Origin of the sequence: Microvirga sp. VF16 (assembly GCF_016864375.1) — a bacterium.
Taxonomy (GTDB): Bacteria; Pseudomonadota; Alphaproteobacteria; order Rhizobiales; family Beijerinckiaceae; genus Microvirga.
Genome location: NZ_CP069356.1, coordinates 1306862 through 1318648 on the forward strand (window position 1 = coordinate 1306862; position 11787 = coordinate 1318648).

The following is an 11787-nucleotide window of genomic DNA, read 5'->3' on the forward strand; positions in this document are numbered from 1 at the left end:
TCAAAACCTGTTCGCCCGTGCTAAGCGACACCGCAGCGGCGATACTGAACCGAGAACGGTTTATTGCAACATGGTCTCGCTGTAGACCTTGGTCAGAATCGTGTCTTTCGTCAGGAATGAATGGAGCGCGGCCACCACCTGTGCCCCTTCGCCCACCGCCGCGGCCACCCGCTTCACCGAACCGGAACGGACATCCCCGACGGTGAAGACGCCGGTGAGGCTCGTCTCCAATGGCCTCCGGCCCGGAGCCACATCGGCTCCGGTCAGAACGAAACCTTTGGGGTCCAGCGCCACTTGCGACGATTCCAGCCATTGAGTGTTAGGCGAAGCACCAATGAATAAGAACAGATGCCGCATCGGCTGGCGGATTTCCTCCCCAGTTGCCAGGCGCCAGCGGACCGCCTCCAGCCGGCCTGGCTGTCCTTCCAGCTCGGTGACTTGAACTTGGGTGATGATCTCCACATTGGGAAGAGCTTCGATCCGGTCGACGAGATAGCGCGACATGCTCGTCCCAAGATCCCGCCCCCGGACGAGCAGCCACACCTTCGCCACTTGGCTAGCAAGGTAGACCACGGCCTGACCCGCGGAATTGCCGCCGCCGACGAGGGCAATCTCCTGGCCGGAGCAGAGCTTCCCTTCCAAAGGCGAGGCCCAATAGTGCACGCACGCGCCTTCGAACCGCTCCAGGTCCGGAACATCAAGCCGCCGGTAGCGGGCGCCCGTAGCGATCACCACAGACCGGGCGCGGGCTTTCTCGCCATTGAGCAGATGCACCACGTATGGACCGCCTCCTGATATGCCGCCCTCAAGCCCAACGGCCTCGTCCGGTATCGCCATCTCGGCCCCGAACTTCTGGGCCTGTGTGTAGGCGCGAGCCATCAACGCCATGCCGGTAATTCCGGTCGGAAAGCCCAAATAGTTCTCGATTCGGGTAGAGGCGCCCGCTTGGCCGCCGAACGCGCGGCAGTCGAGCACCAGGACGGATAAGCCTTCGGACGCGGCGTAGACGGCGGTGGCAAGTCCCGCGGGCCCCGCCCCAACGACAACCACATCACAGATCCGGTTTGGATCGAGCGCCCCCACCAGTCCGATGCAGCGGGCCAATTCGAACTCGGTGGGGTTGCGCAGCAATTGGCCACTTGGACACAGGATAATCGGCAGATGTTCCGAAGCGATATGAAACCGCTCAATCAGTGTCCCCGCTGCAGGATCGCCCATGGGATCCAATCTCTTGTACGGATGGCCATTGCGGGCCAGGAAATTCTCGAGCCGCAACACATTGCCATCATCGGCCTGTCCAATGATCAGCGGTCCGCCGACTCCTGCTTCGATCAAGCCGACACGCCGCAGGATCAAAGCTCGCATGATCTGCTCTCCAAGTTCCGCCTCGGCCACCAGAAGCCCCCGGAGGCGCTCGGGGGGAATGATCAGGGCCTCCACCGGCTCCAGAGCATGGGCGTCCACGAGAGCCGGATGCCCAGATAGTTGAGCCAGTTCGCCCGTGAACCCACCGGGACCATATGTGATGATCGGCTCCTGCTGGCCTGTTTCGTCATACCGGGTCACCGCGACCTTGCCGGTCAGGATGACGGCGAGGCCATAACCCGCCTCCCCGCTCCGGACCAGAGGCTCATGAGCGCGGTAGCGCTGGACCTCGCCAAACCGGTACAGGCGCATCATCTCGGCTGGCTTGAGGATGGGAAACATCTGGTCCCGGCGCGTGGTGATGGTGGATTGCGTCAGCGAGGGCATGACAGCCTCTCCTTCTCAGGTAGGTGGGCCTTGATCACCTGGTCCTGGGTCGCTAACTGCTCAAAGCAGCCCTGCTGCCTCAGCGATAGGTGGGAGCGGCCCACAGCATCAAAAGCGGACACCGGGCGGCCATCAGGACATCGGCTCGCGAGATAAGCCTGTCGCGCGTAGCATTTACGTCCTGCAACGCGGCAGCCTCAATTCAAGGGTTTCAGGTCTCCCAGCACGGTGGGGATCAGTTCCGAGACGGTCGGATGAATGGGAACAGCCCATTGCAGCACCGGATAGGTCGCTCTCGCATTCATAATGTCCAGGATGCCGTGAATCGCCTCGTCGCCCCACCCCCAGGATCTGCTTCGTGTCCGCGTCGGCGACCACCTTCATGAAGCCCTTGGTCTCCCCGGCCAGGGAGGGACCCGCCTGTCCGGTCCCGATGATGATGGCGTCGAAGACTTGGGTCATGGCACGAGCCTGCGATGAGTGCCGCACTGAGGATCGCAATGATGTCTTTCAGTGGGCGACACGTTGATCCTGTCCGAACGGCAAGCGGTAGGCCACCGGGCCAGTGCTCATGAGGGCAGCGGCTTGCCGGCCTGCTCGCGCACGATGTACTCGGCGTACCAGTCCGGCCAACCCTCATTATGCTGGCCGGTTCGCTTCTCGTGCTCCCCATGTGCGGCCGCCGCCCGGCGGAGCGCAGCCGCGAGTTTGGCCGCCGAGGTGAAGGTCGTGTCAGCCGCATCGACGCGTCCGGGCAGTCGCGCGGTGATTTCCTGCAAGAGCCAGCTATTACCATCCGGGTCACTGAACGTGGCGAATGAGTTGTAACTGCGCCGCTCCGGATCCGGTCCGCTCAGGGGACCCTCCCCGACGGCGGCACGGTGGAACACATCGCTCACATCGACACCGCGCTCGACGAGTTCGGCGCGCGCCGCCTCGATGTCGGACACGACGAGATACATTCGCTGTGCCGAACCCGGCTCGGCGGACGTGACGCCCTTGCCGAAGTGGATCGAGCACGGCGAGCCAGAAGGCGTAAATTGTACGACCCGAAATGCCTCGCCCTTGACGAAGTCGGCGTCGAGCCTCCACCCTAAGCCGTCGTAGAATCGCTTGGCCCGATCGACGTCCGCAACAGGGATGACGATGACCTCGAGCTTCATATCGACCGCTCGCACTCGCGGAGGCTCGGTTGCGGGTTCATCATGTACCTGAGTACTGCTCATGTCTGGCTCCTTAGGTATGGGTGCCTTGAGAGTGGCAATAAACATCCACGCGCGTGAACCACAGCAGAGGCACACCGTCGGACCGATTACGCTATCGGATGACGCAAACTATGCGGCACAGGAGTGACTTCGACAAAGCTGTCGATCAAAAAATGGCTCGTCGGGAGCCAAGGTCCAACACGAGGACTTGAACGAACTTGAATAGGATACGCCTTCTCACCTTGGTGGGAAAGCGGCATAGGTTCGGTCGCTGCGGTCCTTCGAACGTCGGTTCACCGCTTCAATGCGGAAGTAGACTGACTTCCGTCTTATGCAAGGACTGCCGTTACGCGGGGTTGTGTCATATCAGGGCTGGCCGAATAATCGTCGGGAGTGCTTCGAATGAGTTTGCTGCATCCGTCCGGCATCCGCAACGCACAGGTGGGATACGCCATGCCCCATCAGCGCATCTCCGACTTTAATGTCGTCGACTTCGCCACGTGGCTGGTTGGCGCGGCACGTGTGGCTCTCTCCCCCGTCGAGATCGTTGCCCAAACCTGCGAACGGCTCGTGGCCGCAGGCATTCCGCTCTGGCGGGTTCGGATCGGACAGCGGCTGATCAATCCGCTGATCGGTGCCTGGGGGGTGATCTGGATGCGCGAAACCGGAGCCGAAGAGTACACCGTTCCCCGCCGTGTCCTGGCGACAAGCTCATTCACCGGCAGCCCCTTCGAGCAGGTCATCAAGACGCGAACCCGCTTCCAGCGTTCCCTGGGAGACCTCGATCCAGCCCATGACCATCCGGTGCTCTTCGAACTCGCTGCGGATGGCAGCACCGATTACCTGGCCCTCCCGATCGTCTATGGAGACGGCTCGGTGCAAGGGGCTGCGTTCACCACCGATGCTCCCGGCGGATTCGGCCCGGCAGCCATGGCCTTCATCGAGGAGCTCAGTCCCTTTTTAGCGGCGGCGCCATCCGCCGCGGTGATCAGGTGGCCATCGAAGCGGCCGTGCTGCTGACCGATCTGCGCGGGTACACTGCCCTCTCCGAACAGTTACCTCCCTATGAGCTGCTGGAGCGCCTGGGCCAGTACCAGGAGTTGGTGGTTAGCGCGGTGCAGGCCGAGGGTGGGGACGTGCTGAAGTTCATCGGTGACGGCGTGCTGGCCATCTTTCGAGTTGAGGAGGGTGGATGGGAGCAGGCGTGCGCTCGCGCGTCGGTCATTGGAGGCGGCCCTGCTCGGGGCCGAGCCGATCGCAGGGCTACGGTTTGTTGGCTGCCTGCACGTCGGCTCCGTGATCTATGGCAATATCGGCAGCCCGGATCGGCTGGACTTCACGGTCGTGGGTCCCACGGTCAACTTCGTCAGCCGGCTGGAGTCAGTCGCCAAGAGCGCGAACGCGGCCGCGGCGTGTTCCCGGGAGGTGGCGGCCTGCTTTCCGGCGGAGACCACACGGCGGCTTGGAACCTTCGTGCTACCGGGGATCCCGGACGCGCAGGCGATTTTCGAGCTGGTCTCACCCGGCAGTGGTCCTTTGGGGGACCAAGAGGCTGGCTCCGAGCTCAAGCCCAGAAGAGAGCCGGGAGGTTAATCTGGTTGATAGCGGAGCGTCCGACATCGTCGCAAAAAGGCTCCGGCCCGAGGGAAAGATCATGCCGCGCTACGTCTTCAATGCATCGAGTGGCATCTGCTTTGTGCAGGAGTTCGAGATCCACCATCTCCCCGATCTGGAGACCGCCTGGCGCGAGGCTCACCGGGTCGCCAGGCACTTTCGGGCCTACTTGCCCCGCCGCCTCCGACAGGAGAATCTGACCGTCGAGATTGTAGAGGAGACGGGCCAAGAGTTTGCGATCTTGCGGTTGGAAGCGCCCTTCTAAACGCACAGGCAGCACATGTAACCAGGCTCCCAAGCAATGAGCTACCGGCATCCTACGACAGGCATCGGAAGGGCGGCCCCAGGTCAAACTGGGGAATCCCGGGCCTTTCCAGGACGTTCGGTGTTCGCATCTCAAGCAGACCTTTGCTTTACTTCCGTGAAGTGCCGATACTGTTGAAAAAGTCTGCAACCGCCGTTTCTCGCGTGGTCAGCATACAAGATGCTGGGCCTGATCTGGCGCTCTGGCGCTATTAATAGACCGACAAAGCAGCCACCGGGAGTTTTTCAACAAAATCTGCCAGGAGCCAAAATCGGTCAGTCGGTTCAGCCCAACGGCTATGGCGGCGCAACAGCCACTGCGATAACAACCGTACCTCGCTTATTCGGTCGAAGCGTAATCGTCCTCCCTGGCCTTCAGCATCGCGGCCAGCGTGCGCAGTCCAATATCGAGCTGATCCATGGTCGGACCCGCCAGCGCAAGCCTCACGGCGTTCGGCGCATGGCCCGGGGTGACGGCGAAGGTCGTCGAGGGCGTCAGGGCTATGTCGCGACGGGCCGCGGCAGCAACGAAGGTCTGCGAACGCCAGTGCGCCGGCAGCGTCAGCCAAAGGTGATAGGATTTGTCGTTCGCCTGGACCTCGAACGCCGAAAGCCGATCGGCCGCGAGTTTCTGACGCGCGCGAGCATCGAGACGCTTCTGCCGCGCCAGCTCGGCAACAATGCCGTCGCTGATGAGCCGCTGAGCCGCCGCAAACGCAAAGCCTGAGGCGGTCCATCCGCCCGAACGCACCGATGCCATCACGCTTTCCCGCAGCCGCTGCGGCGGCACGATGAAGCCAAGCGCCAGGCCGGGAGCGACCTTCTTGGAGAGACTGTCGATGACGATGCAGGATTCCGGTGCGATTGCGGCCAGCGGCGGCTCATTGTCGAGGAAGCCGTAGACATTGTCCTCGATGACCGGAAGATCGAGCTTCTCGACCACGTGCACGAGATCAGCCCTGCGCGTCGGGGGCATCGTCATGCCCAAAGGATTGTGGACTGCCGGCTGAAGATAGATGGCCGAGAGATGGGCCTCACGGTGCGCCTTTTCGACCGCACCAGGCCGTACGCCGGCTTCGTCCATCGCCAGCGGCACCAGCGATATACCTAGCCGGGCGGCGATCCCCTTGATGAAGGGATAGGTCAAAGCCTCCACGCCACAGCGGCCGCCCGTGGGCACCACGGCGGCGAGCGCGGCGGCAATGCTTTGCCGTCCGTTGCCGGTGAAGACGAGCTGATCCGGCGAGGGTGACCATGCGCCCTGCGACAGGTACGCGGCGGCGACGCTTCTGGCAGTCGGCGTCCCGACGCTGGTCGCCTGTCTTAAGGCGCCATCGAGCGCTCCAGGTTTTGTCAGGCCCTCCAGGCTTTTGGCGATGAGCGTCGTTTGATCGGGAAGGATCGGATAGTTGAACTCGAGATCGATCCGGATGCCGCGCGGCTCGCTTGGCGCTGCCAAGCCGCGCCTGGCGTCACCCGCGATGTAGGTGCCCCGGCCGACTTCGCCGACCACCAAGCCGCGGCGCAGGAGCTCCGCATAGACGCGGCTCGCCGTCGAGACCGCGATCCTGCGCTCGTAGGCGAAGCTGCGCTGGGGCGGCAGGCGGTCGCCAGGCTTGAGCGTGCCATCGGCGATGTCCGCCGCGAGGGCATCGGCCAGCTTTAGATATTCGGACTTCGACATTTATTGCACCGAGTACAATGATTTGATTGAGCCGAGTAAATTAGAGGAGCATTATACTTACATCAACCAAATTGCACCGGGAGTTGCGGCGGAGCAAGCACTGGAGACGAGACATGACTGCAACCCTTTCAACCATCGTGCGGCCTGTGGGGACGAAGCGCTTTGGCGCAGGTCTTTGGACCTTCACCGCCTGCTGGGCGAGGATCACGCGCTATTTCGGCCATCGCGCCGCCATTGCACAGCTTCGCGAGCTCGACGACGGCGCCCTTCAGGACATGGGTCTCGTGCGCTCCCAGATCGAAGCGGCAGTCCACGGCTTCATGACCACTCCCAACTGGGCGAGAATGTGATGATAGCCACCCCGGCGGCAGAGCTGACGGCGGCCACGATCCTGGTCGCTTTTGCCGCCGTGTTCCTGATCGCCTTCATGAGGGGTGCGTTTGGCGGCGGCTTCGCGATTATCGGCATACCGCTGCTGTCGCTCGTGATGGACCCGGTGACCGCCGGCGGCCTTCTCGCGCCCTTGTTTATCGCGATGGACCTGTTCGCCTTGCGCTACTGGAAGCCCTCAACCTGGTCAAAACCCGACCTTGTGCGGCTGTTGCCGGGGCTGGTGATCGGGATCGGGCTCGGCTATTGGCTGTTCCGTGTTCTGGATCACCGCGCCATCGCGATTGTGATGGCGGTGATCACCCTGATTTTCGTTGGTCTCTGGTTTGCGGGAGGCGGCACGGTGACGATCCGCCCCCGTTCGTCGCCGAAGGCGATCGCGGCCGGTCTCACATCGGGCATCAGCACCATGGTGGCACATTCAGGCGGACCGCCGCTGGCAATGTATCTGCTGTCGCGCGGCCTCAGCAAGGAAGTCTATGCGGGAACGACGAGCCTGTTCTTCACGGTTGGCAACGCCACCAAGGCGGTGCCGTGGCTGCTGCTGGTGAAACCGGCAAGCAGCGACTGGACCTTGATGGCAGCTTGCCTGTTTGCCATTCCCACCGGCGTCTGGCTTGGGTGGCGGCTTCACGGCAGGCTGGACCAGCGTCAGCTTTACCGGGCCTGCTACGGCTTGCTGGTCGTGACGGCGTTGAAACTGTTGTGGGACGGCGTTTCCGGCTATCTCGCGTGAATTTGGACTGCGAATGCCTGCCGTGGGTCACCCGAAGAAATTGCCAATGCATCAAAAATTTCTTTGTCCCCTTCCTCACACATTCGGTCTACTTCGTAAATCTGCCAAAAGCGGCCGGTCAAGCCATGGCGCACATCCTGAAGAGATCAGTGGAGCAACAAAAAACTCCCGCACGAGCAGACCAAAGCGTACCTTTCGAGAAGCGTGCCTCCATTTTTCGAGGACCATCAGAAACCTCACTTAACGGGTTCGAGGAGAGGGGCGCCCTTTGTGACGATGTAAGTTGCCAGCTCCGAGGCGTTGCCCGTGCCGACATTCTTGGCGGTATGGGCCACTCCTGCCGGAATGAACAGCGACTGGCCTGCTGTGAGGGTGACCGGCTGCTGGCCCCCGAGCTGATACTCGAGAGTGCCCTCGAGCACGTAGGCAACCTCTTCGCCCGGATGGCTGTGGTTGACCGATACGACACCCGGATTGATGTCGACTCTCACCTGGACAACTTCCTTCCCTGGAACGCTGATGTCCTTCTGCACCAGATCGGTGCGCTGGATCTGCTGTTGCTGAGCCTGGGCCGCTTGAATCGAAAGTACCCCGATTGCGATTACACCGGCCGCCATCAAGAGATTGCGTGCTTTCATTTGCTCTTCCTTCCGAGGAGGCGCCATGCCTCCCGCTGGTGGAAAAATCGCGCTGCTTGTGTGTATCGGATGTTTCAGGGATGAGGCTTGCGTGTATCGGACTGCCCCAGGGCGCCTGCGCCGATACACGCGGATACAAAAATGTGCACCGAATGGCTGGCTAATCCGGCCCAACAACCTCAGTCGTTTCGACCCAGCCATCCTGGGATCAGCACAAGATCCGTGCCTGATTGGACGGTAACGAAGTGCGTAGCAAGAACGTGTGTCTTCAAGCAGACGAATAGAACTCCTCAAAGCCTTGTTCGGCTTGGTTTGGATGTCTGAGACGTGGCGCTGAGTGGAACACATGGATGGGAAAGGTAGCACCACTGAATGCGTCGTCAGAGTGGCCTCGTCGTGCTGAGTCTGGCGCATAGGATTCGTGCTGAAGTAGCAATGTGTTAGCAGATGATCGGGAGCGTTCCTCTATTTCAATGTAGCGAGTCAGATCTGATCTCCTCGCCGAAAGAGTTGCCGATACGTTCTACCTTAGCGCTCAATCAGGAGCAGATCTTGCGCTGATCCCTATTGGAACAGCATTGGCGACACGTATTAACCCGCCAAGATTGCCCCCATCCCTCACCGTTGTTCAGGCGATTGTGGAGAACCTTCTGCGATAGTCTCGCGGCGATACGCCGAGGTGCCTCTGGAAAGTGACGCGCATATGCTCCTCATCGCCAAAGCCACATGAGCGTGCGATGTGGTCAACATTTTGGGGCGAGGTTTCTAGCATTCGTTTGGCGGCTTCGAGCCGGAGAATCTCGACGGCCTTTGCTGGCGTGCGGCCGGTCCTTTCCTTGTAACGGCGTGCGAAATTGCGCGGACTCATTCTGGCCTGCTCAGCCAGTCTCTCGACGGTGAGATCATTCTGGTTCAGGTTCTTCTCGATCCAGAGGTTCAACTGCTCGAAAGAGTCAGTGTCTTCACTCTGCACCTTCAAAATTTCGCTGAACTGGGATTGTCCGCCAGGGCGCTTGACGTAGATTACGAGTTGGCGCGCAACCTGCATTGCCACGTCGCGCCCGCAATCCTCCTGAACCAGCGCGAGGGCAAGATCGATCCCTGCACTGACACCGGCTGACGTCCAGATCGGATCCTGGCGAACGAAGATTGCATTCGAGTCGACGTCGACTTGCGGATACCTGCTGGCGAAGTCATCGCACATGGCCCAGTGGGTGACGGCCCTGCGGCCATCGAGAAGCCCGGCTTCGGCGAGGAGGAAAGCACCGGCGCACACGGATGCGGTCCGGCGCGCGCGGTGAGAAGCCCGCTTCAGCCATTCGATTAGGCCATGCTTCTCGAGCACCGCCTCGATCTGGAGCGAGCCGGGCACGATGATCGTGTCGAAATCCTGAACCTCGCCGATCGGCGTGGTGCGAAGTTCCGTGCCTTCCGCCGTGCGGACGAGGCCTCCCTCGAGACTCACCGTCTGGCGCACATAGCCGGGACGTCCCTCCTTCCGCATCATTTCGGAGGCAGACCAGAAAACAGTTTGTGGCCCAGTGAGATCGAGCAGGCCCATTCCTTCATAGGCCAGGAAGAGAATCAGGCGCGGTTTCGCTTCCATCGTCATGGCCGAAAGTCAGGGTTATATGTCATTGCTGCCATAATTAGCCGAGCCTAGAGTCAAGGTCAATTCGCAGCCGTGCGCTGCTTTTCAGCAAGGGCAATGACCATGACCGCGCACACCGACCTCAATGGCGTCATGCTGGGCGTCCTCGAGGGGCAGCTTTACAAGGGTGAGCTGACCAAACAGGCATTCATTTCGGCAGCAGTCATAACGGGCGTGCCTGCCGCGACGGCAGCTGACCTTGCGGACAAGTATTTGGCAATTTCGGCCAATCAGGAAGCACGCCGCGCCGCACTCCGTCCTTATTACGACTACATCATCGTTGGGGCTGGAGCCGCGGGAGCCGTGGTCGCCCGTAGGCTTGCCGAGAACCGGGACGCCAACGTCCTGCTTCTCGAAGCCGGCGGAGACGATCTGACCGAAAGCATTCTGACGACCGAGACCTGGTTCTTCAATCAGGGCACGCCGGCAGACTGGCAATTCGCCGCGCAGCCATCTCCGAGCGTCAATGGACGCTCGATCGCCCAAGCCATGGGCAAGGCGCTCGGCGGCAGCACCAGCATCAACGGCATGGTCTGGGCCCGCGGCCACAAGGATGATTTCGACGGGTGGGCTAAGGCGGCCGGCGATAGCGCCTGGAGCTACGACCACATCCTCGGCATCTATCGGCGCATCGAGGACTGGCATGGCCCGGCCGATCCGTTGCGCCGTGGAACCGGGGGTGAGGTTTTCGTGCAGCCGGCGATGAACCCGCACCCGCTCGCCCACGCGTTTCTTGCCGGTGCGGCGAGCCGCGGCTTTTCGATCCACGATGACCATAATGGCGAATTGCAGGAAGTGGGCTCCGGTGGCGGCGCAGTAACCAATGTGCGCATTCGCGACGGACGCCGGCTGAACAGCGCCGCCAGCTACCTCTATCCCGTGATGGATCGGCCGAACCTGACCGTCCTGACTTCGGCCTACGTCAATCGTGTGATCGTCGACGGCCAGGTCGCCGTCGGCGTGGAATTCGCATGGCAGGGCCAGGTTCACACGATCCGGGCCGCTTCGGAAATCGTGCTTTCAGCCGGCGCATTCCAGACCCCCAAGCTGCTGATGCTTTCCGGTATCGGCGAACGTGCCCACCTCGAGAGTTTCGGTATCCCCGTGATTTCGGACCTGCCCGGCGTTGGACGGAACATGCAGGACCACCCGATTTTCAGCTCAGTCCTGTGGGAGGCGTCGGAACCAATAATCGGCCGTAGCAACGGGGCTGAGGCCAATCTTTTCGCGAAGAGCAACCCGGACCTGGATGTGCCGGACCTGCACATCTTCAACGTCGAGGGTCCGTACGTGTCCGAGCGAAACCTTCAGTTTGCCGGTCCCAACGTCTGGTCCATCTCGCCGGCCTTGGCTCGTCCGAAGAGCCGCGGCTACTTGCGTCTGAAGTCCGCCGATTCCCGCGATGCCGTGGAGATCAACGCAAACATGATCGGCGACGTGCGAGATCTGGAAGCCTTACGTGCTGCGATCGTCATCAGCCGCGAGATCGGCAACTCAGCGGCAATGTCCGCCTATGCCCATCGTGAAATTCTGCCCGTGGATGCGGCCGGAGAAGCGCTCGACAACATCATTCGTGACAGTGTGACGTCGATGCACCACGCCTCTGGAACCGCCAAGATGGGACAAGACAATCAGTCCGTCGTTGATGGCCACTTACGGGTCTACGGCGTCAAGAACCTCAGGGTTGCTGACGCCTCGATCATGCCAACGATTACCACCGGCAACACACAGGCTCCCTCCATCCTCATCGGCGAGCGCATGGCGGAAATACTCTCTGCCTAGCGCTACGCAGGGACGACTCACCTTAGCAACGA

General features: G+C 61.5%; 11 protein-coding genes and 1 pseudogene. 6 read left to right on the top strand and 6 right to left on the bottom strand.

What is annotated here, in order from left to right:
- Positions 1 to 60 precede the first annotated feature (60 nt).
- The 3 genes and pseudogenes from JO965_RS38690 to JO965_RS38700 form a co-directional block, all read right to left on the bottom strand.
- Positions 61 to 1752, bottom strand: a complete 1692-nt coding sequence (locus tag JO965_RS38690) for an FAD-dependent oxidoreductase (RefSeq protein ID WP_203446058.1) — start codon at positions 1750 to 1752, stop codon at positions 61 to 63.
- A 197-nt stretch (positions 1753 to 1949) separates the two neighbouring features.
- Positions 1950 to 2154 (bottom strand): annotated as a pseudogene (locus JO965_RS38695) (pyruvate/2-oxoglutarate dehydrogenase complex dihydrolipoamide dehydrogenase); the annotation flags it as partial.
- Between the two features lie 167 nt (positions 2155 to 2321).
- Positions 2322 to 2978: a VOC family protein gene (locus tag JO965_RS38700; RefSeq protein ID WP_246777139.1), complete on the bottom strand. Its 657-nt coding sequence runs from the start codon at positions 2976 to 2978 to the stop codon at positions 2322 to 2324.
- A gap of 381 nt (positions 2979 to 3359) precedes the next feature.
- On the opposite strand from JO965_RS38700, the gene JO965_RS48600 reads away from it, so the two are divergent.
- The 3 genes from JO965_RS48600 (at position 3360) to JO965_RS38710 (ending at position 4836) form a co-directional block, all read left to right on the top strand.
- Positions 3360 to 3977 (top strand): hypothetical protein, encoded by a 618-nt coding sequence (locus JO965_RS48600; protein WP_246777140.1) that lies wholly within the window; start codon positions 3360 to 3362, stop codon positions 3975 to 3977.
- A gap of 168 nt (positions 3978 to 4145) precedes the next feature.
- The gene (locus JO965_RS48605) at positions 4146 to 4550 is read left to right on the top strand and encodes an adenylate/guanylate cyclase domain-containing protein (RefSeq protein WP_246777141.1); all 405 of its coding nucleotides are present in this window, start codon (positions 4146 to 4148) and stop codon (positions 4548 to 4550) included.
- 61 nt (positions 4551 to 4611) lie between these two features.
- Positions 4612 to 4836 carry a hypothetical protein gene (locus JO965_RS38710; RefSeq protein ID WP_203446059.1) on the top strand — a complete coding sequence of 75 codons (225 nt, stop codon included), beginning with the start codon at positions 4612 to 4614 and terminating at the stop codon, positions 4834 to 4836.
- A 378-nt stretch (positions 4837 to 5214) separates the two neighbouring features.
- Here the strand turns inward: JO965_RS38710 and JO965_RS38715 are convergent, their stop codons facing one another.
- Positions 5215 to 6558, bottom strand: a complete 1344-nt coding sequence (locus JO965_RS38715; protein ID WP_203446060.1) for a PLP-dependent aminotransferase family protein — start codon at positions 6556 to 6558, stop codon at positions 5215 to 5217.
- A 113-nt stretch (positions 6559 to 6671) separates the two neighbouring features.
- Between JO965_RS38715 and JO965_RS38720 the strand changes: the two genes are divergently transcribed.
- Positions 6672 to 6908: a DUF1127 domain-containing protein gene (locus JO965_RS38720; protein ID WP_203446061.1), complete on the top strand. Its 237-nt coding sequence runs from the start codon at positions 6672 to 6674 to the stop codon at positions 6906 to 6908.
- The gene (locus tag JO965_RS38725) at positions 6908 to 7684 is read left to right on the top strand and encodes a sulfite exporter TauE/SafE family protein (protein ID WP_203446062.1); all 777 of its coding nucleotides are present in this window, start codon (positions 6908 to 6910) and stop codon (positions 7682 to 7684) included. Before JO965_RS38720 ends, JO965_RS38725 begins: the two co-directional genes overlap by 1 nt.
- Positions 7685 to 7920: 236 nt before the next feature.
- Here JO965_RS38725 and JO965_RS38730 read toward each other — a convergent pair whose 3' ends face one another.
- Complete coding sequence (locus tag JO965_RS38730; protein WP_203446063.1) at positions 7921 to 8322, bottom strand: cupin domain-containing protein; 402 nt, start codon at positions 8320 to 8322, stop codon at positions 7921 to 7923.
- Positions 8323 to 8950: 628 nt separating this feature from the next.
- Complete coding sequence (locus tag JO965_RS38735; protein ID WP_203446752.1) at positions 8951 to 9928, bottom strand: GlxA family transcriptional regulator; 978 nt, start codon at positions 9926 to 9928, stop codon at positions 8951 to 8953.
- A gap of 108 nt (positions 9929 to 10036) precedes the next feature.
- On the opposite strand from JO965_RS38735, the gene JO965_RS38740 reads away from it, so the two are divergent.
- Positions 10037 to 11755 carry a GMC family oxidoreductase gene (locus JO965_RS38740; protein WP_246777142.1) on the top strand — a complete coding sequence of 573 codons (1719 nt, stop codon included), beginning with the start codon at positions 10037 to 10039 and terminating at the stop codon, positions 11753 to 11755.
- Positions 11756 to 11787: the final 32 nt, after the last annotated feature.

What these genes read in the sequence shown, in the direction of transcription:
- JO965_RS38690 (WP_203446058.1), bottom strand. Translation starts at nt 1,752, where the DNA reads ATGCCCTCGCTGACGCAATCCACCATCACCACGCGCCGGGACCAGATG.
- JO965_RS38700 (WP_246777139.1), bottom strand. Translation starts at nt 2,978, where the DNA reads ATGAGCAGTACTCAGGTACATGATGAACCCGCAACCGAGCCTCCGCGA.
- JO965_RS48600 (WP_246777140.1), top strand. Translation starts at nt 3,360, where the DNA reads ATGAGTTTGCTGCATCCGTCCGGCATCCGCAACGCACAGGTGGGATAC.
- JO965_RS38710 (WP_203446059.1), top strand. Translation starts at nt 4,612, where the DNA reads ATGCCGCGCTACGTCTTCAATGCATCGAGTGGCATCTGCTTTGTGCAG.
- JO965_RS38715 (WP_203446060.1), bottom strand. Translation starts at nt 6,558, where the DNA reads ATGTCGAAGTCCGAATATCTAAAGCTGGCCGATGCCCTCGCGGCGGAC.
- JO965_RS38720 (WP_203446061.1), top strand. Translation starts at nt 6,672, where the DNA reads ATGACTGCAACCCTTTCAACCATCGTGCGGCCTGTGGGGACGAAGCGC.
- JO965_RS38725 (WP_203446062.1), top strand. Translation starts at nt 6,908, where the DNA reads ATGATAGCCACCCCGGCGGCAGAGCTGACGGCGGCCACGATCCTGGTC.
- JO965_RS38730 (WP_203446063.1), bottom strand. Translation starts at nt 8,322, where the DNA reads ATGAAAGCACGCAATCTCTTGATGGCGGCCGGTGTAATCGCAATCGGG.
- JO965_RS38735 (WP_203446752.1), bottom strand. Translation starts at nt 9,928, where the DNA reads ATGGAAGCGAAACCGCGCCTGATTCTCTTCCTGGCCTATGAAGGAATG.
- JO965_RS38740 (WP_246777142.1), top strand. Translation starts at nt 10,037, where the DNA reads ATGACCGCGCACACCGACCTCAATGGCGTCATGCTGGGCGTCCTCGAG.